The following is a 22,624-nucleotide window of genomic DNA, read 5'->3' as shown; positions in this document are numbered from 1 at the left end:
CCCAGGGTGCATAAGTGCAAGTTTTGAGTCAACCGACTTTTTTACATGAGTCCATCTCCTTCGGGATGCTCCGCTCGGTGATGAGGGGGGTGAACCGGGTCACGCCGAGCTCCGTCACCGCGCGCAGCACGTCCGCGAGTTTGTCGCCCTTGAGCAGGGCGGCGTAGAGCACCACCGGCACGCCCACCTCGCGGTCGGTCGACCAGGTCTCCTCCACCCTGAGGTGCGCCGCGCCCTCCTCGACCGCGGCCAGGACGGCGCGGCCCTCGAGGCCCTGCCCGTCGAAGACCGTGACGGTATCGCCCACGCGCGCGCGCAGGACCTCGAGGAGGTGCCGGGCCTCCCGGCCCCAGACCCGGACCTCCGGGGTGATCTTGGGTACGTACACCCGGTGCGGCCGCATCCGTGCCCTAGTCCTCCGGGCTGTAACGGAAGGCGAGGAGGACCCACTCCCCTTCCTGCCTGCGGGAGAGGAGGGAGAACCCCGCGTCCTCCATCGCGCGGAGGACGCCCGCCTCTCGCTCGGCCAGGATGCCGGTGAGGAGGGCGCGCCCTCCGGGACGGAGGATCTCGGCGTACCGGGGTGCGAGGGTCTGGTGCAGCTCGGCGTAGAGGTTCGCGACCACCAGGTCATACGGGGGCTCAGCGGCCTCGAGGCTCCCCACCTTGAACCGGGCCGGGGCCTGGTTGCGCCGGGCGTTGGCCTCCGCCTGGGGGATAACGCTCGCGTCCACGTCCACTCCGAGGACCTCCGCGCCCCGCATGGCCGCCGCGATGGCGAGGATGCCCGACCCGGTTCCCAGGTCCAGCACGCGCGCTCCGTGGATCGGCTCACGGGCCAGCGCCTCGAGGGCCATGCGCGTGGTCTCGTGGTGCCCCGTGCCGAAGGCCATGCCGGGCTCGAGGACGATGCGCCGCTCCGGGCCTTCCCACGTGTGCCAGGGAGCCAGCACAACGAACGGCCCGGCGCGTACGGGTTGGAGGTCGCGCTTCCAGGCCTCGAGCCAGTCCTCGTCCTCCAGCTCGAGCCACTCGCCGGGCAAGGGCAGCTCGACGCGGGTGGGAAAGTACACCCAGACCTCGCCTTCTTTCTCCTCCATACCGCGGGCCCCGAGGTCGAAGAAGAGGGGGGTGTACGCGTCCAGGGTTTCGAAGTCGCCTGTTAAGCGGAAGACGTGCATACGCTTCTCAGTGTAGTGCGGTTTGGCTTCACTCGAGAGCCTCGAGCAAGGCGCGGGCGTTATACCGCATGAGTTCGGGGTAGGTCGCGCGCCCTTCCGTTCCCCCCAGGGGGTCGAGGACGTGCAGGCGGATCCCCGCGGCTTCCGCGATGACCTCGGCGGGGCGCTTGGGGAGTTGGGGTTCGGTGAACACGGCCCGCACGCCGGCCTCCCGCACGGTTTTCAGGATCTCCTTCAGGTACCGGGGGGTGGGTTCTTTTCCGGGGAAGGGCTCGAGGACCGCGGCGACCCTAAGGCCGTACCGGTCCAGGAAGTACCCCAGGGACTCGTGGAACAGGAGCACGGGCCGACCCTCGAGGGGCGCAAGCTTAGCCTCGAGTTCCTCAGCGAGGGCCTCGAGTTCGGCGGCGAAGGCGGTGGCGTTCTCTTGGTACTGGGGGCATCCTGGCGGGTCCAGTTCGCATAGGGCGTCCACCAGGGCGGGGAGGGTGGCCTGCACCGTGAGGGGGTCCGTCCAGAAGTGGGGGTCGGTACCTCCGTGGCGATCGGTTTCTCCGGCGTGCTCCTCGCCCGCGGTGAAGTGCCGGCGGTACGCCTCGGGCACGAGGGGAAGTACCTCGACGCGCGTTTGGGCGGGGAGGCGCGCGGCCCACCCGTCGAATTCAGGCGCAACGTAGAACAAGGCCTGAGCGTTTGTGAGCCGCCTGAGGTCCGATGGGCGGGGCTCAAAGGTGTGCGGCGAGGCTCCGGGGGGGAGGAGGGCCGTGACCTCGGCGCGGCCCTGGACCAGCGGTTCCAGGATCATCTTGAGGGGCGGGATTGTGGCCACGTAAGTGGGGTTCGCCTGGGCCAGCCCCCAGGGACTCAGGCTGAGCAGGAGCGTCCAGATCAGGGTATGCATCGCATAACCTCCACACTCATTTGATAATGGTTTATCATTATTGTCAAGTGGTATGGTGGCCTTATGGGACGCGATACCCTACAGCGCCGCGCGATCCGGAACGCCTTCCTGAAAGCCAACCGTCCCCTCAGCCCGCAAGAGGTTCTGGAGTCCGCCCGCGCCGAAGCCCCCAGGCTCGGGATCGCGACCGTGTACCGCACGATCAAGCACCTGCGCGAGGAAGGATGGCTCACCGTCGTGGAACTCCCCGGGGAGTCCCCGCGGTACGAGATCGCGGGGAAGCACCACCACCACCACTTTCACTGCCGCACCTGCGGACGCGTGTACGAGCTCGAGGGCTGCCCCGTAAACATGCACAAGCTCGCCCCCTCCGGGTTCCGCCCCGAAGGGCACGAGCTGGTGCTGTACGGGGTGTGCGCGGAGTGCGACCGCTAGGAGGAGCGCACCGCCTCCTCCACCGGTTCCCAGCGCAGCTTGGGTTTGCGGTTCGCCGACACCTCGTCCAGCCGCCGCACCGGCGTCCGGTACGGCGCGCCCTGGATCCACTCGGGGTCCTCCAACCCCCGCCGCGCGATCCGACCCAGCACCTCGGCGTACGCCTCGAGGGTCTCCTTGCTCTCGGTCTCGGTGGGCTCCACCATCAGGGCTTCCTTCACGATCAGGGGGAAGTACACGGTCGGTGGGTGGTACCCCTCATCCAGCAGGGCCTTCGCGATGTCCAGGGTCCGAAGCCCTTCCGGGGGCTGCGCCACGAACTCGTGCATGCAGGTGCGGTCGTAAGGGATCCGGTATCCCTCGTCCTTCAAGCGCTCCTTCAAATAGTTCGCGTTCAGCACCGCAAGCGCCGCGCTCCTCTTCAAGCCCTCGGCTCCCAGGAGGCGGATGTAGGTGTACGCCCGCACCAACGCCCCCATGTTCCCGTAGAAGCTGCGCACCTGCCCGATGGACTGGGGCCGGTCGTAATCCAATACGAACCGGTCTCCCTCCTTCCGCACCGTCGGCACCGGCAAGAACGGCTCGAGGTGCTGCTTCACCCCCACGGGACCACTGCCGGGGCCGCCGCCCCCATGCGGCACGGAGAAGGTCTTGTGCAGGTTCAGGTGCACCACGTCGAACCCCATGTCGCCGGGGCGCGCCCACCCCATGATCGCGTTCAGGTTCGCCCCGTCGTAGTACAAGAGAGCCCCCGCCGCGTGCGCCGCCCGAGCGATCTCCAGGATCTGCCGCTCGAACAGGCCCAGCGTGTTGGGGTTCGTGAGCATGATCGCCGCAACGTGTGACCCCAACTCGCGCTTTAGGGCCTCGAGGTCCACCTCCCCGTCCGGCCCGGAAGGGATCTCCCGCACCTCGTACCCGGCCATCGAAGCGGTCGCGGGGTTCGAGCCGTGCGCCGAGTCCGGAACCAGCACCACCCGCCGCTGATCGTGCTCCCCGCGCGCGGCGTGGTAGGCGCGGATGATCAGGATGCCCGTGAGCTCCCCGTGCGCGCCCGCCGCGGGCTGGAGGGTGACCGCATCCATCCCGGTGATCTCTGCCAGGTAGCGCTGCAGCTCGTACATCAGTTCGAGCGCGCCCTGGGCCGAGTCCGGGTCCTGATAGGGGTGCAGGTCGCTAAACAGTGCCGCCGCCGCCTCGTTCACCTTGGGGTTGTACTTCATGGTGCACGAGCCCAGCGGGTAAAAGCTCGTGTCCACCCCGATCTGGCGGCGGGAAAGGCCCGTGTAATGCCGCACCAGGCTCAGCTCATCCACCTCCGGCAGCCGGGGCGGCGTCTCGCGCAGGTTCTCCTCCCCCAGCAACGCTGCAAGGTCCACCTCCGGCGCCCGGACCGGTCGGACCCCGCGGCGCCCGGGCTTGGACCGCTCGAAGATCAACGGGAACGCTTTCATGCGAGCACCTCCCTAAGCGCCGCCTCGAGCTGCTCGAGGTCGGCCGCGTCGTGCACCTCAGTCGCCGCGAAGAGGGCCAGGTTCTCCCCGTACTCCTCCGGTACCGGCACGGCCGCGTGAATCCCCCGCTCGGCCAGCCGCGCACGCACCCGCCGGGCCTCCACCGGCAGGCGCAGCACGAACTCGTTAAAGAACGGCGGCTCGGTCACGCGCTCCACGCCCGGGATCGTCTCGAGCCGCTCAGCCAGGGTGTGGGCGTTCGCCACCGCGCGCACCGCGACCTCCCGCAGCCCCTGGGGCCCCAGCGCCGCGAGGTACACCGCCCCCATGAGGGCAGTGAGCTGGCTGTTCGTGGTGATGTTCGACTTGGCCTTTGCGCGGCGGATGTGCTGTTCACGCGCCGAGAGGGCAAGCACGAACCCCCGCTGCCCGTCCACGTCCCGCGTCTCGCTCACCAAGCGGCCGGGCAGCTGCCGTACGAGCGCCTTCCGCACCGCGATAAAGCCGAAATGCGGCCCCCCAAAAGCCATGGCGTTCCCCAAGGGCTGCCCCTCCCCCACCGCGATATCCGCCCCGTAAGCGGCCGGCGGCTTCAGGATGGCGAGGGAGATGGGGTCCACCACCGCCACGAACAGCGCCCCGGCCCGGTGCGCGGCCTCCGCGAGCGGCTCGAGGCGCTCGATCGAACCAAGGAAGTTCGGGGTCTGCGCCACCACCGCCCCCACCTCCGCCGGGATCTCGGCGAGGGCGGTGCGACTCCCCTCGAGGGGCAGTTCGTACACCTCCGCCCCGATCGCGTCCAGGTAGGTCTTCAGGACCCGGCGGTACTCGGGGTGCACCGCCTGCGAGAGGGCGACCCGCATGCGGCGGGTCTGCCGCAACGCGAGCAGCACCCCCTCCGCGAGCGCCGTGGCCCCGTCATAGAGGGAGGCGTTCGAGACCTCGAGGCCCGTCAGCTCGGCGATCATCGTCTGGTACTCGAAGATCGCCTGCAGCACGCCCTGGCTCGCCTCAGGCTGGTAGGGCGTGTACGCGGTCACGAACTCCGCGCGGGTCGCCAGGTGGGGCACCACGGCGGGCACGTGGTGCGCGCGCACGCCTCCCCCCAAAAACGCACGCGTCGCGGGGCGGTTCTTGGCTGCGAGGGCGCGTAAGTGCTCCAGCACCTCGGCCTCGGTCATGGGCTCTGGAAGGTCCAGCTCGGGCTCCAACAGCTCTGCCGGGATGTCCCGGAACAACTCCCTTAGCTCCCGCATCCCAAGCCGCTCCAGCATGGCCCGGATCTCGTCCTCGGTGTGCGGCGTGTACTCCATACCCAGTTTCACCTCATCAACCCCCCGGACCAGCGTCCGGGGGGCAGGGGGGTTAAGCTTCCGACTCAATCACTTCCTGGTAACCGCGCGCGTCCAGCAGCGCCTCGAACGCCGCCGGGTCGGCCGGCTTGATCTTGAACATCCACCCCTCGCCGTACGGGTCCTCGTTCACCCGCTCCGGGGCGTCCACCAGCGCCTCGTTCACCGCCACGATCTCCCCTGCAACCGGCGCGTAGATGTCCGAGGCGGTCTTCACCGACTCCACCACCGCCACGGCCTCTCCAGCCGCTACCTGGCGCCCGACCTCCGGGAGTTCCACGTACACCACATCCCCCAGAGCGTCCTGCGCGAAGTCGGTGATCCCCACAACGACGAGGTCCTCCTCGAGCCGCGCCCACTCGTGACTCTTCGTGTACTTCAACTCCTCCGGAATCTGCATCGGCGTCCTCCTCTACTTCTTACCCAGCGGCACGAACGGCGGCTTCACCACCCGCGCCGGGTACGGCTTACCCCGCACCTCCACCAGCAGCTCGGTCCCTTCCTCCGCGAAGGCCTCCTCAACGTAGGCGAGGGCGATGCCCTTCCGCAACACCGGCGACATCGTGCCCGAGGTCACGCGCCCTACCGGCCGCCCCTCCCGCAGCACGGTGTACCCTGCGCGCGGCACACCGCGCTCGAGGACCAGCCCCACCAGCCGCTCGCGGCAATCCCCGGCCAACAGGGCCGGCTTGCCCAGGAATTCCTTGTGCTCCTTCACCACCCACGCGAACGGCGTGCAGCGGGGGTTGGTCTCGTCCGTAAGCTCGTGACCGTAAAGCGCGAACCCCGCCTCGAGGCGCAACGTGTCGCGCGCCCCCAGGCCGCACGGTACCGCCCCGGCCTCGAGCAGCGCCTCCCAGACCGCTGGGGCGTCCTCCGGACGCACGAAGACCTCGAACCCGTCCTCGCCGGTGTACCCGGTGCGGGCGAGCCGGGCGGGCCGGCCCGCCAGCCGGGCCTCAAAGACGCTATTCTTGCGCTTTTCCGCAAGGGGCACGTCCACAAGCCCCGCGAGCAGCGCCTCGGCCTGGGGCCCCTGCACGGCGAGAAGGGCCCAGTCCGCCGAGGCGTCCTCGAGCTCGACCTTGTACCGGGGCGCGATGGCGGCGAGGTGCGCGAAGTCCTTCTCGATGTTCGCGGCGTTCACGACCATGAGGTACTCGCGTTCGCCCGTGCGGTAGAGGTACACGTCATCCACCACGCCCCCGTTCGCGTTCGGGAGCATGGAGTACTGCGCCCGGCCTACCTTCAACCGGGCGGCGTCGTTCAGCGTGACGTACTGTAGGAACTCGAGCGCCTCGGGCCCCCGAACCCAGAACTCGCCCATGTGGCTCACGTCGAAGACCCCGACCCCCTGGCGCACCGCGAGGTGCTCGGCGTTGATCGAGGTGTACTGGATGGGCATGGCCCACCCCGCGAAGTCCACCATCCGGGCCCCGAGCTTCTGGTGATTCTCGTAAAGCGGTGTGTGCTTCATTCCACCCCCAGGATAAACCCGCTCCTCCCGAGCGGGTCCTTACACCCCACGAGCGAGCCGCGCTTATCTTACGTCTGCGCCGCGAGTCGAGCCAAGACCAGGCGGCTAACCGCTTTGAGGGGTTCGAACACGCCCTTGCCCTCGGTGGCGACGGCTTCGAAGACCTCGTACCTGCCCTCCGGATCGATCACCGCGCGGATCATGTCCACGGGCAGCGCGTCCGGAAGGTCGCGCTTGTTGATCTGCAACACCATGGGCACGTCGTCAAGGGTCAGGCCGTACTCGCTCAGGTTCTCCCGGAGGTTCCGCATGGACTCGGCGTTCGCCCGAAGCCGGTTCGGAGCGGAGTCCGCCACGAACACGATCCCGTCCACGCCCCGCAGGATCAGCTTGCGCGAGGCGTTGTAGAACACCTGCCCCGGCACGGTGTAGAGGTGAAAGCGGGTCTTGAACCCCTTCACCTCCCCCAGGTCCACCGGGAGAAAATCAAAGAACAGGGTGCGCTCGTCCTCCGTCGCGAGCGAAACCATCTCCCCCTTGCGCTCCTGGGGCACCTTCTCGTAGACGTACTTGAGGTTCGTCGTCTTCCCGGAAAGCCCAGGCCCGTAGTAGACGATCTTGAAGTTGATCTCTCGCGCGGCAAAGTTAATCGTGCTCATCGCTTAGTTTCCGAACAGATCGTCGAGGAGCGAATCCGCCGACTGGTGGAACTCCTGGTCGATTCCGAGGTCTTTAGGGGCCACCACAGCCTCCCGCGTGATCTTGTCCAGCGCCTCCGCGGCCTTCTTCCCAAACAGCTTCACCCGACCGATCGGCGCGCTTTTATCGAAGATCACGACCAGCAGGGCCATCTCGTTGACCTCCTCCACGTACAGGCCCTGGTTCTCCCCTTGCTTAACCAGCTCGTTAAACCGAGCCTCCCCCAATAGCTCGGCCAACGCGTGGGTCGCCGCGGCGTTGCTCGCCACTAGGGTCGCGATCGAATCCAGCGCCGGAGGGCGCGGAGCCCATAACGCCTCCTTGTGCGCGAGCACGAACCCCTTACGGTCCACGAGCATCGCGTACCGCGCGCCCGCCTGTGCCAGGAGGTCCTCCAAAACCCGCACCGCCTTCTGGAAGGACGCTCCATACAAGGCAACCGTAGGCTCTATCATAGTATCGTTAGTCTACCATGGAGCCCGTTCCGGAGAGAATCCTTACCTACGCGAAGGAGACACTTGCCCAACTCGTCGCCATCCCTTCGGTCTCCGCTGAAGGGCGCGGCCTCGAGGCAGCCGCCCAGCTCGTGGCTGAGCAACTTGAAGCGCTCGGCCTCGAGGCCGCGCTACACCCCACGCCGGGCGCCCCCGTGGTCTACGCGACGCGGACCGTGCCGGGCGCCCCCACGATCCTCTTCTACAACCACTACGACGTGCAGCCCGCGGATCCCCTCGAGCTGTGGGAGACGGACCCCTTCACCCTCACGGAACGCGACGGGGCCCTCTACGGGCGCGGCGCGGTGGACGACAAGGGTGAGCTTGCGGCCCGGATCGCCGCGCTCGTGTGGCTCAAGGAGCGGTACGGCGAGCTTCCGTTCGGCGTGAAGTTCGTCGTCGAGGGCGAGGAGGAGGTCGGAAGCCCTCACCTGGCCCGGTACGTGGAGGAAAACCAGGCGCGCCTCGCCGCGGACGCCTGCCTCTGGGAGGCCGGAGGGGTGGACGCCGCCGGCCGCCCCCTCGCTTACACCGGACTTAAAGGCATCGTCGCCCTCGAGCTCGTCGTGCGCACCGCAAAGTTCGACCTGCACTCGAGCTACGGCGCGGTGGTGGAGAACCCCATCCACCGCCTGAGCCGAGCCCTCGCCTCGCTGCGCGACGCGGACGGCCGGGTGTTGATCGAGGGGTTCTACGACGAGGTGCGCCCCCTCACCCCGGAGGAGGAGGCGGCCCTCGAGCGGATCCCCGACGAGTCCCCGGCGCTCGCCGAGCTTTTCGGTGTGCCGGCGTTTTTAGGCGGCGTTTCGGGGACGGCGTTCTACCGCAAGCTCCTCGCCGAGCCGTGCGTGAACATCAACGGCTTCACCTCCGGGTATGCCGGACCCGGTTCCAAGACCGTGCTGCCCGCCGAGGCGCGCGCCAAGCTGGATTTTCGGCTGGTGCCCGACCAGGACCCCAAGCGGGTGGTCACCCTCCTCAAACGCCACTTCGAGCGCCACGGCTTCACGGACGTGGAGGTGCGCGTCCTCGAGGTCGGGGAAAAACCCGCCCGGAGCGACCTCACGCACCCCTGGGTGCAGGCGACGCGCGCCGCGCTCGCCGAGGTGTACGGCACCGAGCCGGTCCTCTACCCCAACATGCCCGGTTCCGGCCCGATGCACCCCTTCGCGCACGGTCTGGGGGTGCCCGTCGTCGGGATCGGGTGCGGCTACCCGGGCAGCCGCGTGCACAGCCCGAACGAGCACCTGCGCCTCGCGGACCTAGAGCGCGGCATCCAGGCGATCGCGCGGGCCCTGGAGCGGTTCGCGCTCGAGTAGGCGCGCAGCGCGGAGAACCCCGGAGCCGGCAGGGGCTTCGGTACGCACTACAGCTCCCAGAGAAGGCCTCTGCCTTCGGCTCCGGGGCCCCGCCGCGGCGGGAACCTAACCTTGGGCGCGGCTATCGATGGTGCAGGTAGTCTTGATTCCGCCGCGCACGTTGTAGATCGTGGTCACCACCAGGTACTCGGGGTCCTCGAGGTGCTGCATCAGGTCCCGGTAGATGAGGGCGGTGGCCTCCTCCTGGTAAACCCCGATGTCCCGCCAGGAGATCAGGTAGTACTTGAGGCTTTTCAGCTCGAGGATCCAGCTGCCCGGCACGTACTCGATGCGCACCACGCCGTAGTCCGGCAACCCCGAGAAGGGGCAGACCGCGCTGAACTCACCGGGCTCCGTTTCGTACACCACCACCTGCCGCTCCTCGTAGGGGAAGGGGATGCGGTCGATCGTTTTTTGGCGGGTCTCCGGGGGGAGGAAGAGCCGCACCTTCCCCTCGGGCTTGATGCCGAACCGGGCCATGTACTCGAGGGCCTTGCGGGTGTGTTCCGCGGCTTCCTGGAGTTTGTGCTCGAGGCTCGCGTCCATCCTTCCGATGCTACCAAACGCCCAGGGCCTACACGACCGGCAACGCCACCGTGCGGCCGGCTTCCTTCACGCCTTCGACGTACCCGAGGAGGGTGTACTCCCGGATGCCGTCCACCCGCATCCAGACCGTGTCCCCGGGGCGCGCCTCTCCCCGCCCGCGCGCGACGACCTCGTAATAGTCCGGGGTGTGGCCCAACGCCTCGTCCCCCCGGATGCGTTCGACGAGCACCTCAACCCGCGTGCCCAGCTTGGGCCGGATGCGCGCCGCGGCGAGCTCGTGCGCCAGGGCGATGAGCTCCCGCGTGCGGCGCTTGCGCACCTCAACGGGCACCTGCGGCAGCCGCGCCGCACGCGTCTTGGGACGCGGCGTGTAGGTGAAGGCGTGCACCCGGACCGGCTGGAGTTCCTCGAGGAAAGCCAGCGTCTCCTGGTGCTCCGCCTCGGTCTCGGTGGGCAGCCCGGCGATCACGTCGGTGGTCAGGGCAAAGCCTGGGATGAGGTCGTAGGCGCGCCGCACCAGGTCCCGGTAGTAGGCCTTGTCGTAGCGCCGCCCCATCAGCTTCAAGAGCCGGTCGTTCCCGGTCTGGAGCGAGAGGTGCAGGTGCGGCCGGACCTGGGGGGCGTGCCGGGCGATCACCTCGAGGAGGGCGGTGTCGGTGTCCTCCGGCTCGATCGAGCTCAGGCGCACCTTGGCCCCCAAAGCCACGAGGTCCTCCACCAACCCCGCCAGCCCGCGGGGGTGCCCGGCGTACGAGCCGAGCCGCACTCCCGTCAGCACGATCTCCTGCACCCCCGTTCGCAGCAGGGCCTCGGCCTCGGCGAGCGCGTCCGTGTGCGCGCGGTGCCGTTCGCGGCCCCTTAGGCGGGGGATGATGCAGTACGCGCACCCCGCGTTGCAGCCGTCCTGCACCTTCAAAAAGGCCCGCACCCGGTCGTTGAGGAGCCCGCGCTCCCCCGCCCCCCAGAACTCGTGCGGGGGGGTCGTGACCGGGTCCGCGGGCAGCCCGAAGTGCTCCAGGATCACCTTGGGCAGCTCGGCCTTGCGGGCGTTCGGCACGACCACGTCCGCCCCAAGGTCTTTTAGGGCCTCGCCCTCGAGCTCGGCGTAGCACCCGGTCACGACGATGAACGCCTCGGGGTTCGCGCGCCGCGCACGGCGAATCTCCTTACGCGCGGTGGCCTCGGCGGTGGTGGTCACCGCGCAGGTGTTGATCACGAAGAGGTCCGCGCCCTCCTCGGGCTCCACCACCACCGGCTCGAGCGCTTTCAGCATGCCGACGAGCGCGTCGGACTCGACCTGGTTGACCTTGCACCCTAGGGTGCGGACGGCGACTCTCATCCCACGCATTCTGCTTCATCCCGGCCCGTCGGGTCAACGCGACGGGGGCCTAGACCCCAAAGGCGTCGGTGCGCTGCTTACCCACGGGCACGCCCGTCGCGCCGTGGAAGGCCTCCACCTCCTCCAGGAATCGGTGGAACAAGTAGCGCGAATCGTGCGGGCCCGGGCTGGCCTCCGGGTGGTACTGCACGCTGAAGACCGGGTAGCGCACGTGGGTCATGCCCTCCAGGGTCCCGTCATTGAGGTTCACGTGCGTGGGCTTGAAGTCCTTCAGGGAGTCCGGGTCCACCGCGTACCCGTGGTTCTGGCTGGTGATCTCGATCTTCCCGGTGAGAAGGTTCTTGACGGGATGGTTCGCCCCGCGGTGCCCGAACTTCATCTTGAAGGTCCGCCCCCCCGCGGCCAGCGCGAGGAGTTGGTGCCCCATGCAGATCCCGAAGGTGGGCAGCAACCCCATCAACTTCCACAGGGTCTCGTGCGCGTAGGTGGGCATCGAGGGGTCGCCCGGCCCGTTCGAGACGAACAACCCGTGCGGCTCGAGGGCCATGATCTGCGCGGGGGGCGTCTTGCCCGGCACCACGATCACCTCGAACCCCAGCTCGGCGAGCTGCTCGACGATGGTGTGCTTGATCCCGAAGTCCATCACCACGATCCGCTTGCCGCTGCGCAGCGTGGGGTAGGCGTACGGCAGGGGCGTGGTGACCTCGGGGGTCATGTCGCGCCCGTCGATGTCCGTCCAGGCCCGGGCCTCGGCCGCGAGGGCCTGAATATCCTCTTCGGTGAAGCGGTAGCGCGGGTCGCCGTAGAGGGAGGCGTGCGCGATCACGCCTTTGATCACCCCGCCCTCGCGGATCTTCCGCACCAAGGCCCGGGTGTCGATGCCCTCGAGGCCCACCACCCCGTAAAACTGCATGAACTCCTCGAGGGTCTGCTGGGCGCGGTGGTTGGAGGCGCGGGCGCTGAACTCGCGGGCCACGAACCCCCGCACCCAGGGGCGGTTGGACTCCATGTCGTAGACGTTCACCCCGTAGTTTCCGATGTGCGGGTAGGTCATGACCACGATCTGCCCGTGGTAGCTGGGGTCGGTCAGGATCTCCTGGTACCCGGTCATCGAGGTGTTGAAGACCACCTCGCCGACCATCTTCCCCCGGTGACCAAAGGCGTACCCGCGGTACGCCGTGCCGTCTTCCAGGACGAGAATCGCGCGTTCCTTCATCTTCCCTCCGTGGGGGACCCACCCACCAGTCTATCCAGCGGCCCGCAGCGTGTCCAGGGAGAGGGTCTTGATCACCGCGATCTCCCGACAGTTCTCGTAGAAAGGGCAGGCGTTGCACTCGCTCCACACCTTGGGCGGCAGGTGCTCGCGCGTGGTGACCCGGTACCCTAAAGCGGTGAAGAACCCCACCTGGAGCGTCCAGGCGAAGACCCGCGGCACCCCTAGGTCCCGCGCCTCCCGCTCGCAGGCCAGGACCAGCCACCGCCCGAGCCCGTGCCCCTGACGGCCCGGGTGCACCGCGAGCCCCCGGACCTCGGCCAGGTCCTTCCACAGCACGTGCAGCCCCGCCACGCCCACCACGTGCCCGTCCTCGTCCTCGAGCACGAAGAAATCGCGGAGGTGCTCGTAGAGGTGGTCGCGGCTCCGGGAAAGCATCAGACCCTTCTCTGCCCAGAACCCGATGAGCCGGTGGATGGCCTCCACATCCCCCACCCGCGCCTTGCGCAGCTCCACCGCCGCGTCCCGGCGCACCTCGGGCAGTCCCGCCGCCTCAAATCCCGCCTGCACCATCGTCCTCTCCCCCCAGCGCGGCCTTCGCCGCTTGGATCTGCTCCGCCACCCGCTCGGGCGCGGTGCCGCCGTACGAAGCCCGGCTCTTCAGGGCCGCCTCGAGGTCCAAGAGTTCCAACGCGTCCGCCGCAAAGAGGGGGTGGTAGCGCTGGAGCTCTTCCAGGGTCAGGGTCTCGAGCTCCCGTCCCTGCGCGTGAAGTTCCCGCACCATGCGGCCCACGACGCGGTGCGCCTCACGGAACGGCAGGCCCTTGCGGGCCAGGTAATCGGCCAGGTCGGTGGCGAGGGCGTAGCCGCTCGTCGCGGCGCGGCGCATGACCTCGGGCCGCCACTTGAGCTGGGGCAGCATCGCGGCGAGGAGGCGGAGCGAGGCCTTGTAGGTGTCCACCGCGTCAAAGAGGGGCTCCTTGTCCTCCTGAAGGTCCTTGTTATAGGCGAGGGGTAAACCCTTGACCGCGGTGAGGAGGGCCACCAAACTCCCCACGACCCGCCCGGCCTTGCCCCGCACGAGCTCGGGAATGTCCGGGTTCTTCTTCTGCGGCATGATCGAGCTGCCCGTCGCGAAGGCGTCGGGGAGTTCCACGAACCCGAACTCGAAGCTCGAGTACAGCACGAGCTCCTCCGCGAGCCGCGAGAGGTGCACCTGCCCGATCGCCAACGCGCTGAGGGCCTCGAGGACGAAGTCCCGGCTCGCGACCGCGTCGATGGAGTTCGCCATGGGCCGCGTGAACCCCAGGCGCGCCGCGGTGTAGTGCCGGTCAATGGGGAAACCGGTGCCCGCGAGGGCCGCGGCTCCGAGGGGGGACTCGTTCATGCGCCGCAGGGCGTCTTGCACCCGGCCTGCATCCCGCGTGAGCATCTCGTAGTAGGCCAGGAACCAGTGGGAGAGCAGGATGGGCTGGGCGCGCTGGAGGTGGGTGTACCCGGGGAGGACCACGCCCAGGTGCCGCTCCGCCTCAGCGACCAGCGCCCGGCGCAGCGCGGCCTGCGCTTGGAGGACCTCGCCGAGCTCCCGCCTCAGCCAAAGCCGGAGGTCGGTCGCCACCTGATCGTTCCGGCTGCGGGCCGTGTGCAGCTTCCCTCCAGCCTCGCCCACGAGCTCGATCAGGCGGGCCTCGACGTTCATGTGCACGTCCTCGTAGGCCTCCCGCCAGGGGAAGGTGCCCGCTAGGACCTCCTCTCGGATCCGCTCGAGGCCCTCGCGAATCCGCGCGCCCTCCTCCGGCGTGAGGATGCCCTGCCGCTCGAGCATCTCCGCGTGGGCGAGGGAGGCCTCGAGGTCCTCCAGGACGAGCCGCCGGTCGAAGGCCAGGGAGTTATTGAAGGCCTCGGCGAGCCGGTCCAGCGCCTCGGCGAACCGGCCGCCCCAGGGTTTTTGGGGGTGCTGGCTCATGGCGCCTCCTGCTTGGCCTGGGCCCGGACCCGCAACCGGAGGGCGTTGAGCTTGATGAAGCCTTCCGCGTCCTTTTGGTTGTAGACCTCCTCGGCCTCGAAGCTCGCGAGCTCGGGGTCGTAAAGGCTTTGGGGCGCTTTACGCCCCACGATGTAGGCGTTCCCCTTGTAGAGCTTGAGGCGCGCGGTGCCCGTGACGCTCTGGGCGATCCGGTCCATCATGGCCTGGAGGGCTTCGCGTTCCGGGGCGAACCAGAACCCGTTATACACGAGCTCGGCGTACTTGGGGGCGAGGGTGTCCCTGAGGTGCAGCGCCTCCCGGTCCAGCGTGAGGCTCTCCACCGCGCGCCGGGCGTGGTAGAGCAGGGTGCCCCCCGGGGTCTCGTACACGCCGCGGGACTTCATCCCCACGAAGCGGTTCTCCACCAGGTCCACCCGCCCCACGCCGTGCCGCCCGCCGATCCGGTTGAGCGCAGCGAGGAGCTCGGCCGGCGACATGCGCTGGCCGTTCACCGCGACCGGGTCGCCTGCCTCGAAGGTGATCTCCACGTACTCGGGCTCGTCCGGGGCGTCCTCGGGGTGCGTGGTCATGCGGAACATGTCCGTTGGGGGTTCGGCCCAGGGATCCTCGAGGATGCCGCCTTCGTAGGAGACGTGCAGGAGGTTCGCATCCATGCTGTAGGGTTTTTCCGTGGTGACCGGAACGGGGATCCCGTGGTCCTGGGCGTAGGCGATCATCTCGGAGCGCCCCTTGAAGTGCCACTCGCGCCAGGGCGCGATCACGCGGATCCCGGGCTTGAGGGCGTAGGCCGTGAGCTCGAAGCGCACCTGGTCGTTGCCCTTGCCGGTCGCGCCGTGGCTGATGGCCTCGGCCCCCTCCCGTTCGGCGATCGCCACGAGGTGCTTGGCGATGAGGGGGCGGGCGATCGAGGTGCCGAGGAGGTAGTACCCCTCGTACAGGGGCGCGGCCCGCATCATGGGGAAGACGAACTCCCGCACAAACTCCTCTTTAAGGTCGAGGGCGTAGGCCTTGGTAGCGCCGGTCGCGAGGGCTTTTTGGCGGGCCTCCTCCACCTCCTCGCCCTGGCCGATATCCGCGGTGAAAGCGATGACCTCCGCGCCGTAGGTCTCCTTGAGCCACTTCAGGATGATGCTGGTGTCGAGTCCACCGGAGTAGGCCAGTACGATCTTCATGCAGTTTCACCTCTTCGCGTTCGCAAGAGAAGGGGCGGGGACAGGCCCCGCCCTGATGGGCACCTGTCCCTTGGGTTCCGTCACTGGGGTCGTCGTTCCTCCCCCCACATCTCGCGCATAAGTATACGACCAATTTGCTACTTTAGTCAACCATTGGGGGCGAACATCCGTGCGTAGACTGTCTCCACCTGCCGCGCCGCCTCCAGATCCCGCTCCGTCACCCCGCCCACGGAGTGCGTCACGTACGCCACCACCACCCGCTTCCACCCGATCGTCAGGGCGTCCGGATGGTGGTCCATCCGCTCCGCCAAAAGCGCCACCCGCAACGCGAACGCCACCCCGTCCGCGTAACTAGCGAACCCAAAGGTCTTCTCCACCCGATCCGCCACCAGCGCCCACCCCTCAAGCCCCTCAAGGCCCGCCGCGATCTCCTCCCGCGTCAACCTCCGCATCCCTCACCTCCGCTTCACCTCGAGCCGCCCCCCCGTTCGCGCCACCACCAGCTGAACCAACGGGTGCCGCTCCCAGTCGCGCCCCCCGCGCGTCCCCTCCGACCCGCCCTCCGCCACCCCAGCCTCGAGCGGCACCGCGAAGCGCACCCCCTCCGCCTCGAGCCAAAACCGGGCGCGCATCCCGTAATCCTCCAGCACAAGCCGCGTCACCGCGCCCGGCTCGAGGCGCACCTCCCGCGCGCCCAGTCCGAGGACCGGAAGCCCCGGCCGCACAAAGCGCAAGCCCGCCTCCCCCACCTCCAAAACGGTGCGGCTGCGCGTGGCCGCGCCGGCCCATACCGCGTACACCACCGCAAACGCCGCGAACCAGCTCAGCGCGTACGGCACCCGCACCTCCGGCACGGTATTGAGCAGCTCGGGGAAGGTGAGGTTCGCAGCGTGGGCCAGGCGCACCAAACGCCAGGTCAGTCCGCCTTGCAGCACGCCCACCGCGACCACCGCGAGGACTCCCGCCCCGCGCTCTACCCGGGTCCAGGGAAAGGAGAAGCGCTGCATGCCTATGGGTCCATTCTAGCGCCGGTTCTGAATCCATAGAAGGTCCATCCCCCTGGTTCTTCTGATAACTGGCCAAGAAAGCGATTAGCACGCGAAACCCGACTCATGTAAAAAAGTCGGTTGACCCTTTTATCCTCCCCACCAGGGGCCTCCACCAGCACTCTGGGGAAAGAGTTCCCGTAAGCCTTTCCCAGGGGCTCTTTTCCCCAATCCGCCGATGCCGCATCCGGTAAAGCCCCACCATCAACCAGGATTCCCCCACCTCCAGGCTCCGCAACACCCTCCGCCTGCGCCGCCGCCACAATCGCCCATGCCCTACCTCCGCCACGTTGTTTGTCCAAGGAGGCGGTACCTCGGCCCCCCAAGCCTCCTGCAACCCCTCCCAAGCCCGCACCCAGCCCTCCAAGGCCTTACCCCACCGGGGCAGAAGCTCCTTCCAAAAGAACGCCTCCCTCTCCCCAGGCCCAAGCCCCCGCAGCACCCTCAGACCCTCCCGTATCTCCCCCCACGCCTTCCGGTCCACCTTGGCCCGTACCTCCCGCATCAGGTGGAAAGCGCACCGGGCCCAAAGCAGCCTCCGCCCCAACCAGCCCAACGCCTCCCCTACCTCCTGCGCCCCGTCCGAAACCACCCCCAGCCTTGGAGGTAACCTCCAAAGGAGCTCCCGCACCCGCTCGTAACGCCGCCGATGGCCAAGGTCTCCCCACAGCGGGCAACCCGTCCAAGCCTCAAAGTAAAGGTACCCGTACCCCTTGGGGCCCCGGCCAAAGGCCCATTCATCCACACTCCCCCAGTACACCCGCCCTCGGAGAAGACGGTTCTCCCGCTGAAGGAGCCGTTTGGCCCTGGCCCCCGCGGACCTGAGCCAGCGGAGGCGGGTGGGACGGGTGAGGGGGAAGCCCAGGTTCTTGGCGAGATCGTTTTGGACGCTTTCAGGGGCGCGATGGCTTGCGAGGATGAGGAAGTGCTCCTGGATGGAGATCGCGTACCAGCGGCTTCTAGGGCAGTCCTCCGGGTAGAGAGCTCGTTTCTGGCGCTTGCATTGGGCGCAGCGGATCCGTTTGACTCTGACTTCCTGGATGCCCCGAAAGGTGCGCAGCTTGCGTCTGCGGTAGCCCCCGCTCTCCTCACGGGTGGCTCCGCAGTGGGGACAGGGTACGATGGAGCTCGGGGAGCCCTCAGTCGGCTTCATGGCAGAACCAGACTAAGGGCTCCCCTCTTACTCAACCGAGTTTTTTACATGACCCCGAAACCCCAACGCCTTGGCTCTCGTCTTCCCCTTGTGGTATACTTCTCGCTGGTGTTCTGTCTGTGGGGTCCCCCAACCCCGATCGCCCCGCAGGCGGAAGGAGACCCCGAGAGCTGGAGGCGCGCTGTGTTCAAGACGTACGTACCGAAAAATATCGAACCCAAGTGGGTTCTGATCGATGCGGAGGGTAAGACCCTGGGGCGGCTCGCCAGCGAGATCGCCAAGATCCTCCGCGGCAAGCACCGCCCCGAGTACACCCCCAACATGCTCACGGGGGATTTCGTGGTGGTGATCAACGCTGAGAAGGTGCGGCTCACCGGGAAGAAGCTCACCGACAAGTACTACACCCGGTACTCGGGGTACCCGGGCGGCCTGCGCAAGATCCCGGTCGGGGAGATGCTGAAGAAGCACCCCGAGCGGGTCCTGCAGCACGCGGTCAAAGGCATGCTGCCCAAGGGCCCCCTGGGGCGGCGGATGCTCAAGCGGCTCAAGGTCTACGCCGGCCCCACCCACCCGCACGCAGCCCAAAAGCCCGAGAAGCTCGAACTGGAGGTTAAGTAATGGCGTTGGAGCAGTACTACGGCACCGGCCGGCGCAAAACCGCCGTGGCCCGCGTCTTCCTGCGGCCCGGTGACGGCAAGATCACCGTCAACAAGCAGGACTTCCAGGACTACTTCCGCGGCATCATCAAGGCCGTCTCGGCCCTCGAGCCTCTGCGCGTGACGGGCCTGATGGGTCGCTTCGACCTCTACATCACCGTCAAGGGCGGGGGCAAGAGCGGCCAGATCGACGCAATCAAGCTCGGCCTGGCCCGCGCCCTCCTGCAGTACGACGCCGACCTGCGCGCCAAGCTCAAGCCGGCAGGGCTGCTCACCCGCGACGCCCGTGAGGTCGAGCGCAAGAAGTACGGTAAGCACAAGGCCCGCCGCGCGCCGCAGTACTCCAAGCGCTAACCCCCATCCGTCCCGCACCGGCCCCCGCGGGGGCCGGTTTTTTCGTTTCGAGCGCGGGCTGGGGTAGAATCCGAACCTGTATGGACCTCGAGCTCCTCCGCGCGATCGTCCTCGGCGCCATCCAAGGGTTCACCGAGTTCCTGCCGATCTCCTCCAGCGGGTTCCTCGTCCTGGGAAACCATTTTCTCTTCGACCTCGAGCGCCTGCCGCTTTGGGTGGATCTGGCCACCAACAGCGGCACCTTCCTCGCCGCGGCCTGGGTCCTGCGCCGTGAGATCACCACCGTAGCGCGCGGGTTCGCGCGCGGCCTCACCGCCTCTCAGGCACGCCACGAGGAGGGGTGGCGGCTGATGCTCTGGCTTTTCCTCGCCACCCTACCCGCCGCGCTTTTAGGGCTAGTGCTCGCTCCGGTCTTCGAGGCGCTCAACACCCCCCGTGTGGCCGCGGTAGGGTTCTTTATCACCGGGACCCTGCTCCTTTTGGTCCCGCCACAGGGCGGCCCGAAGCGCACCGCAGACGCCATGACCTTCTGGGACGCGCTGCTTGCGGGACTCGCCCAGGCCCTGGCCCTCGTCCCGGGCATCTCGCGTAGCGGCAGCACGATCGCGGTGTTGCTCGGCCGGGGGCTCTCCCCTAGCTTCGCGGCGCGCTTCAGCTTCCTGATGTACACCCTGGTCTCCCTCGGCGCGATGCTGCTCGGGATCCAGGAAGGCGTCGGGAAGGTCCCGTGGGGCCCGCTGTTCGGCGCGTTCCTCTCCGCATTCGTCTTCGGCCTCCTCGGAATGCGGCTTCTGTTCGGCGTCCTCGAGGCCGGCCACTTCCGGTACTTCACCCCCCTCCTCTGGGCTTTGGCGCTGCTCACGCTCCTAAGCGCCGCCTAGACGGGTAGAATGATCGGGTATGGTGACGACGCGCATCGCACCCAGCCCGACCGGCGATCCGCACGTAGGCACGGCGTACATCGCGATTTTCAATTACGTCTGGGCCCGCAAGAACAACGGAAAGTTCATCGTCCGTATCGAGGACACCGACCGCAACCGGTACGTGGAGGGGGCCGAGGCCCGCATCCAGGAGATGATCCGCTGGCTTGGCCTGGACTACGACGAGGGCACCGACATCGGCGGTCCGAACGGCCCTTACCGCCAGTCCGAGCGCACCGCGATCTACCAGGCGCACGCGGCCAAGCTGATCGAGACGGGCGCGGCGTACCGTTGTTTTTGCACCCCCGAGCGGCTCGAGGCCCTGCGGGAGGAGCAAAAGAAGAGGGGCCTGCCCCTGGGCTACGACGGGCACTGCCGCCATATCCCCCCTGAGGAGGCCGAGGCCCGCGCCAAGGCCGGCGAGCCCCACGTGGTGCGCCTCAAGGTACCGCGCCCCGGCCAGACGGTGGTGAAGGACGAGCTGCGCGGCCTCGTCACCTACGACCACGCCGAGGTGCCGGACGTCGTGCTTCTCAAGTCGGACGGGTTCCCCACCTACCACCTCGCGAACGTGGTGGACGACCACCTGATGGGCGTCACGGACGTGATCCGCGGCGAGGAGTGGCTGGTCTCCACCCCGATCCACGTGCTGCTGTACCAAGCGTTCGGCTGGGAGGCACCCCTGTGGTACCACATGCCCCTCCTCCGCGCGCCCGGCGGGGCCAAACTCTCCAAACGCACGGGGCACACCTCGGTGGACTGGTACCGCGAGCGGGGCATCCTCGCGGAAGCCCTCATGAACTACCTCTCCCTCATGGGGTTCTCCATGCCGGACGGCCGGGAGATCTTCACCCTCCAGGAGCTCATCGAGGCCTTCAGCTGGGAGCGCGTCTCCCTCGGCGGGCCCGTCTTCGACTACGAGAAGCTCAAGTGGATGAACGGCAAGTACATCCGCGAGGTGCTCACCCTCGAGGACCTCACCCAGCGCGTCAAACCCTTCCTCGAACGGGCGGGGCTCGAGTGGGGCTCGGACGCGTACCTCCAGCGGGTCGTCGCGGCCATGCGCATCCGCTTCGAGACCCTCGAGGAGTTCGTGGAAAAAGCCCGGTACTTCTTCACCGAGGCCTACCCCTTCGAGGAAAAGGCCCTCAAGAAGCTCAAGGCCGGGCTGGAGTACGTGGTCGAGCTCAAGGAGCGGCTGGGCACCCTCCCGGAGATGGACCCCGAACTGACCGAGCCCTTGATCCGCGGGTACGCCGCGGAGAAAGGCGCGAAGCCCGGCGCGGTCATGCAGCCCCTACGGGCGGCCCTAACCGGCACGCTCCAGTCCCCGGGCATGTTCGAACTGCTGGAGCTTTTGGGTAAAGACCGGGTGTTAAAGCGCCTCGAGCGAGCCATCCAAACAGCGGAGGCGGAAGAGGCATGAGCTGGTTCCAGCGCCTCAAGGAAGGCCTCAAAAAGACGAGCCAGGCGATCGCGCAGGCCGTGCCGTGGGGCGGCGACCCGGAGGAGGTGCTCGAGGAGCTCGAGTTCGCCCTGATCGCGGCGGACGTGGGGGTGGAGGCCACCCAGGAGATCCTGGAGGAGGTGCGTCAGTCCGGGAAGAAGGACCTCCGGGAGGCCGTGAAGCAAAGCCTGGTTCTGCAGCTCGAGCCGGACGCTCGCCGGGCGAAGCTCCGGAAGCTGGGGTTCACGCCGAACGCGAAGAAGGCCGTGGTGGAGCCCAAGGGCCGGGTCGTGCTGATGGTGGGCGTGAACGGGGTGGGTAAGACCACTACGATCGCGAAGCTCGGCCGGTACTACCGTCAGCACGGCCGGAGCGTGATGTTCTGCGCGGGGGACACCTTCCGCGCGGCGGGCGGGGCCCAGCTGGGGCTTTGGGGCGAGCGGCTCGGCATTCCGGTCATCCAGGGACCGGAGGGGTCGGACCCCGGCGCGCTCGCCTTTGACGCCGCGCAGGCCCGCAAGGCGCGCGGGATCGACTTGCTTTTTGTGGACACCGCCGGCCGCCTGCACACCAAGCACAACCTGATGGAGGAGCTGAAGAAGATCAAACGGGCGATCGACAAGGCAGATCCCGGCGAACCCGGCGAGGTCTGGCTCGTGTTGGACGCGGTGACGGGACAGAACGGCCTGCAACAAGCGAAGCGGTTTCACGAAGCGGTCGGGCTCACGGGGGTGATCGTCACCAAGCTCGACGGCACCGCGAAAGGTGGCGTGCTCGTCCCGATCGTGCGGGAGCTGGGCGTCCCCATCCGTTTCATCGGCGTGGGTGAGGGGCCGGACGACCTCCAACCCTTCGACGCCGGGGAGTTCGTAGAGGCCCTTTTGGGATAGGCGCGGTCCGCCCCGGCCGCGCCGGCCTCCCCGCTTGCCCTCTTCCCCCTCGACGGGTAAGAATAGCTCGCGTGAGTACAGATCAGCGCAACACCTTCCTGCTTGCCTTCGCGTGGCTCGTCGCGATCGTCGCCACCTCCGGAAGCCTGTACTTCTCCGAGGTGCGCCGCTTCCTACCGTGCGAGCTGTGCTGGTACCAGCGGATCCTGATGTACCCCCTCGTCGTGATCCTCGGGATCGCCAACTGGTACGGGGACTTCGCTGTTCGCCGTTACGTACTACCCCTTGCCGTGATCGGAGGCACGATCAGCCTCACCCACTACCTCACCCAGAAGGTCGAGGGGTTCGCGCTCTTTCCCTGCAAACCCCCCGTGCCCTGCGCGAATGAGTACGTGAACTACTTCGGCTTCGTCACCATTCCCTTCATGGCCCTCACCGCGTTCGTTCTGATCACGCTCGCGATGCTCCTAATCCGAACCCGACCCCACAACCGGTAGGCTTACCCCCGAACCGGTTGTGGCTTTACACGTGCAGGGCGTATAATTTCAGG

25 protein-coding genes are annotated in these 22,624 nt (G+C 67.9%); 8 read left to right on the top strand and 17 right to left on the bottom strand.

The genetic code is table 11. The features are described 5' to 3' along the window. Window positions 1–28: 28 nt before the first annotated feature. Genes MARKY_RS04020 through MARKY_RS04010 form a run of 3 tightly spaced genes read right to left on the bottom strand, consistent with a single transcriptional unit; the run spans window position 29 to window position 2,082 of the window. Entirely contained in the window at window positions 29–403 is a 375-nt protein-coding gene (locus tag MARKY_RS04020; protein ID WP_052297150.1) for an RsmE family RNA methyltransferase, read from the bottom strand. A gap of 7 nt (window positions 404–410) precedes the next feature. After that, a complete protein-coding gene (locus MARKY_RS04015; RefSeq protein WP_013703593.1) occupies window positions 411–1,181 on the bottom strand; it encodes a 50S ribosomal protein L11 methyltransferase in 771 nt (256 codons plus the stop codon). A 28-nt stretch (window positions 1,182–1,209) separates the two neighbouring features. Next, window positions 1,210–2,082: a metal ABC transporter substrate-binding protein gene (locus MARKY_RS04010; protein ID WP_013703592.1), complete on the bottom strand. Its 873-nt coding sequence runs from the start codon at window positions 2,080–2,082 to the stop codon at window positions 1,210–1,212. A gap of 63 nt (window positions 2,083–2,145) precedes the next feature. On the opposite strand from MARKY_RS04010, the gene MARKY_RS04005 reads away from it, so the two are divergent. Continuing rightward, window positions 2,146–2,517 (top strand): Fur family transcriptional regulator, encoded by a 372-nt coding sequence (locus MARKY_RS04005; RefSeq protein WP_013703591.1) that lies wholly within the window; start codon window positions 2,146–2,148, stop codon window positions 2,515–2,517. Here the strand turns inward: MARKY_RS04005 and gcvPB are convergent. The 6 genes from gcvPB to mglB form a co-directional block, all read right to left on the bottom strand. Continuing rightward, window positions 2,514–3,971, bottom strand: a complete 1,458-nt coding sequence (gene gcvPB / locus MARKY_RS04000; RefSeq protein ID WP_013703590.1) for an aminomethyl-transferring glycine dehydrogenase subunit GcvPB — start codon at window positions 3,969–3,971, stop codon at window positions 2,514–2,516. The genes MARKY_RS04005 and gcvPB overlap by 4 nt on opposite strands. Further along, on the bottom strand, window positions 3,968–5,284 hold the full coding sequence (gcvPA, locus tag MARKY_RS03995) for an aminomethyl-transferring glycine dehydrogenase subunit GcvPA (RefSeq protein ID WP_013703589.1): 1,317 nt from the start codon (window positions 5,282–5,284) through the stop codon (window positions 3,968–3,970). Before gcvPA ends, gcvPB begins: the two co-directional genes overlap by 4 nt. A gap of 52 nt (window positions 5,285–5,336) precedes the next feature. Then, a complete protein-coding gene (gene gcvH / locus MARKY_RS03990) occupies window positions 5,337–5,723 on the bottom strand; it encodes a glycine cleavage system protein GcvH (RefSeq protein ID WP_013703588.1) in 387 nt (128 codons plus the stop codon). A 12-nt stretch (window positions 5,724–5,735) separates the two neighbouring features. Beyond that, a complete protein-coding gene (gcvT, locus tag MARKY_RS03985) occupies window positions 5,736–6,800 on the bottom strand; it encodes a glycine cleavage system aminomethyltransferase GcvT (RefSeq protein ID WP_013703587.1) in 1,065 nt (354 codons plus the stop codon). 68 nt (window positions 6,801–6,868) lie between these two features. Continuing rightward, entirely contained in the window at window positions 6,869–7,459 is a 591-nt protein-coding gene (mglA, locus tag MARKY_RS03980) for a GTPase MglA (RefSeq protein ID WP_013703586.1), read from the bottom strand. A 3-nt stretch (window positions 7,460–7,462) separates the two neighbouring features. Then, complete coding sequence (mglB, locus tag MARKY_RS03975) at window positions 7,463–7,954, bottom strand: GTPase-activating protein MglB (RefSeq protein ID WP_013703585.1); 492 nt, start codon at window positions 7,952–7,954, stop codon at window positions 7,463–7,465. 17 nt (window positions 7,955–7,971) lie between these two features. Here mglB and MARKY_RS03970 point away from each other — a divergent pair, with 17 nt between their 5' ends. Further along, on the top strand, window positions 7,972–9,312 hold the full coding sequence (locus tag MARKY_RS03970) for a M20/M25/M40 family metallo-hydrolase (RefSeq protein WP_013703584.1): 1,341 nt from the start codon (window positions 7,972–7,974) through the stop codon (window positions 9,310–9,312). A 105-nt stretch (window positions 9,313–9,417) separates the two neighbouring features. On the opposite strand, the gene queF is transcribed toward MARKY_RS03970, so the two are convergent. The 8 genes from queF to MARKY_RS03930 all read right to left on the bottom strand — a co-directional run bounded on the left by queF (window position 9,418) and on the right by MARKY_RS03930 (window position 16,615). Further along, window positions 9,418–9,897 carry a preQ(1) synthase gene (gene queF / locus MARKY_RS03965; RefSeq protein ID WP_013703583.1) on the bottom strand — a complete coding sequence of 160 codons (480 nt, stop codon included), beginning with the start codon at window positions 9,895–9,897 and terminating at the stop codon, window positions 9,418–9,420. Window positions 9,898–9,925: 28 nt separating this feature from the next. Then, a complete protein-coding gene (locus MARKY_RS03960; RefSeq protein WP_013703582.1) occupies window positions 9,926–11,236 on the bottom strand; it encodes a MiaB/RimO family radical SAM methylthiotransferase in 1,311 nt (436 codons plus the stop codon). A 49-nt stretch (window positions 11,237–11,285) separates the two neighbouring features. Further along, the gene (carA, locus tag MARKY_RS03955) at window positions 11,286–12,452 is read right to left on the bottom strand and encodes a glutamine-hydrolyzing carbamoyl-phosphate synthase small subunit (RefSeq protein ID WP_013703581.1); all 1,167 of its coding nucleotides are present in this window, start codon (window positions 12,450–12,452) and stop codon (window positions 11,286–11,288) included. A 30-nt stretch (window positions 12,453–12,482) separates the two neighbouring features. After that, a complete protein-coding gene (locus MARKY_RS03950) occupies window positions 12,483–13,022 on the bottom strand; it encodes an N-acetyltransferase (RefSeq protein WP_013703580.1) in 540 nt (179 codons plus the stop codon). After that, a complete protein-coding gene (gene argH, locus MARKY_RS03945; RefSeq protein ID WP_013703579.1) occupies window positions 13,003–14,415 on the bottom strand; it encodes an argininosuccinate lyase in 1,413 nt (470 codons plus the stop codon). Before argH ends, MARKY_RS03950 begins: the two co-directional genes overlap by 20 nt. After that, on the bottom strand, window positions 14,412–15,608 hold the full coding sequence (locus MARKY_RS03940; protein WP_013703578.1) for an argininosuccinate synthase: 1,197 nt from the start codon (window positions 15,606–15,608) through the stop codon (window positions 14,412–14,414). The genes argH and MARKY_RS03940 overlap by 4 nt, the downstream gene beginning before the upstream one ends. 146 nt (window positions 15,609–15,754) lie before the next feature. Then, window positions 15,755–16,060 (bottom strand): 4a-hydroxytetrahydrobiopterin dehydratase, encoded by a 306-nt coding sequence (locus tag MARKY_RS03935; protein ID WP_013703577.1) that lies wholly within the window; start codon window positions 16,058–16,060, stop codon window positions 15,755–15,757. A gap of 3 nt (window positions 16,061–16,063) precedes the next feature. Further along, window positions 16,064–16,615: a hypothetical protein gene (locus tag MARKY_RS03930; RefSeq protein ID WP_013703576.1), complete on the bottom strand. Its 552-nt coding sequence runs from the start codon at window positions 16,613–16,615 to the stop codon at window positions 16,064–16,066. 1,375 nt (window positions 16,616–17,990) lie between these two features. Between MARKY_RS03930 and rplM the strand changes: the two genes are divergently transcribed. From rplM to MARKY_RS03895, 6 genes are all read left to right on the top strand, one after another. Then, the gene (gene rplM, locus MARKY_RS03920; protein WP_013703574.1) at window positions 17,991–18,425 is read left to right on the top strand and encodes a 50S ribosomal protein L13; all 435 of its coding nucleotides are present in this window, start codon (window positions 17,991–17,993) and stop codon (window positions 18,423–18,425) included. A gap of 5 nt (window positions 18,426–18,430) precedes the next feature. Continuing rightward, a complete protein-coding gene (rpsI, locus tag MARKY_RS03915) occupies window positions 18,431–18,817 on the top strand; it encodes a 30S ribosomal protein S9 (protein ID WP_041658269.1) in 387 nt (128 codons plus the stop codon). Window positions 18,818–18,897: 80 nt separating this feature from the next. Next, window positions 18,898–19,698 (top strand): undecaprenyl-diphosphate phosphatase, encoded by an 801-nt coding sequence (locus MARKY_RS03910; RefSeq protein ID WP_013703572.1) that lies wholly within the window; start codon window positions 18,898–18,900, stop codon window positions 19,696–19,698. A gap of 19 nt (window positions 19,699–19,717) precedes the next feature. Further along, window positions 19,718–21,163, top strand: a complete 1,446-nt coding sequence (gltX, locus tag MARKY_RS03905) for a glutamate--tRNA ligase (RefSeq protein ID WP_013703571.1) — start codon at window positions 19,718–19,720, stop codon at window positions 21,161–21,163. Next, window positions 21,160–22,074: a signal recognition particle-docking protein FtsY gene (gene ftsY / locus MARKY_RS03900; protein WP_013703570.1), complete on the top strand. Its 915-nt coding sequence runs from the start codon at window positions 21,160–21,162 to the stop codon at window positions 22,072–22,074. The genes gltX and ftsY overlap by 4 nt, the downstream gene beginning before the upstream one ends. A 71-nt stretch (window positions 22,075–22,145) precedes the next feature. Then, window positions 22,146–22,571: a disulfide oxidoreductase gene (locus tag MARKY_RS03895; protein WP_013703569.1), complete on the top strand. Its 426-nt coding sequence runs from the start codon at window positions 22,146–22,148 to the stop codon at window positions 22,569–22,571. Window positions 22,572–22,624 lie beyond the last annotated feature (53 nt).

The organism is Marinithermus hydrothermalis DSM 14884, assembly GCF_000195335.1.
In the GTDB taxonomy this organism is placed as follows: domain Bacteria; phylum Deinococcota; class Deinococci; order Deinococcales; family Marinithermaceae; genus Marinithermus; species Marinithermus hydrothermalis.
This window is presented reverse-complemented; position numbering and strand designations above follow the sequence as displayed.

Coding starts and splice junctions, on each gene's coding strand:
- MARKY_RS03940 (WP_013703578.1), bottom strand. CDS start 15,608: ATGAAGATCGTACTGGCCTACTCCGGTGGACTCGACACCAGCATCATC.
- MARKY_RS03970 (WP_013703584.1), top strand. CDS start 7,972: ATGGAGCCCGTTCCGGAGAGAATCCTTACCTACGCGAAGGAGACACTT.
- queF (WP_013703583.1), bottom strand. CDS start 9,897: ATGGACGCGAGCCTCGAGCACAAACTCCAGGAAGCCGCGGAACACACC.
- MARKY_RS04020 (WP_052297150.1), bottom strand. CDS start 403: ATGCGGCCGCACCGGGTGTACGTACCCAAGATCACCCCGGAGGTCCGG.
- gcvT (WP_013703587.1), bottom strand. CDS start 6,800: ATGAAGCACACACCGCTTTACGAGAATCACCAGAAGCTCGGGGCCCGG.
- carA (WP_013703581.1), bottom strand. CDS start 12,452: ATGAAGGAACGCGCGATTCTCGTCCTGGAAGACGGCACGGCGTACCGC.
- gcvH (WP_013703588.1), bottom strand. CDS start 5,723: ATGCAGATTCCGGAGGAGTTGAAGTACACGAAGAGTCACGAGTGGGCG.
- MARKY_RS04010 (WP_013703592.1), bottom strand. CDS start 2,082: ATGCATACCCTGATCTGGACGCTCCTGCTCAGCCTGAGTCCCTGGGGG.
- MARKY_RS03935 (WP_013703577.1), bottom strand. CDS start 16,060: ATGCGGAGGTTGACGCGGGAGGAGATCGCGGCGGGCCTTGAGGGGCTT.
- MARKY_RS03960 (WP_013703582.1), bottom strand. CDS start 11,236: ATGAGAGTCGCCGTCCGCACCCTAGGGTGCAAGGTCAACCAGGTCGAG.
- gcvPB (WP_013703590.1), bottom strand. CDS start 3,971: ATGAAAGCGTTCCCGTTGATCTTCGAGCGGTCCAAGCCCGGGCGCCGC.
- gcvPA (WP_013703589.1), bottom strand. CDS start 5,284: ATGGAGTACACGCCGCACACCGAGGACGAGATCCGGGCCATGCTGGAG.
- argH (WP_013703579.1), bottom strand. CDS start 14,415: ATGAGCCAGCACCCCCAAAAACCCTGGGGCGGCCGGTTCGCCGAGGCG.
- MARKY_RS03930 (WP_013703576.1), bottom strand. CDS start 16,615: ATGCAGCGCTTCTCCTTTCCCTGGACCCGGGTAGAGCGCGGGGCGGGA.
- MARKY_RS03950 (WP_013703580.1), bottom strand. CDS start 13,022: ATGGTGCAGGCGGGATTTGAGGCGGCGGGACTGCCCGAGGTGCGCCGG.
- mglB (WP_013703585.1), bottom strand. CDS start 7,954: ATGATAGAGCCTACGGTTGCCTTGTATGGAGCGTCCTTCCAGAAGGCG.
- MARKY_RS04015 (WP_013703593.1), bottom strand. CDS start 1,181: ATGCACGTCTTCCGCTTAACAGGCGACTTCGAAACCCTGGACGCGTAC.
- gltX (WP_013703571.1), top strand. CDS start 19,718: ATGGTGACGACGCGCATCGCACCCAGCCCGACCGGCGATCCGCACGTA.
- MARKY_RS03910 (WP_013703572.1), top strand. CDS start 18,898: ATGGACCTCGAGCTCCTCCGCGCGATCGTCCTCGGCGCCATCCAAGGG.
- mglA (WP_013703586.1), bottom strand. CDS start 7,459: ATGAGCACGATTAACTTTGCCGCGCGAGAGATCAACTTCAAGATCGTC.
- MARKY_RS04005 (WP_013703591.1), top strand. CDS start 2,146: ATGGGACGCGATACCCTACAGCGCCGCGCGATCCGGAACGCCTTCCTG.
- ftsY (WP_013703570.1), top strand. CDS start 21,160: ATGAGCTGGTTCCAGCGCCTCAAGGAAGGCCTCAAAAAGACGAGCCAG.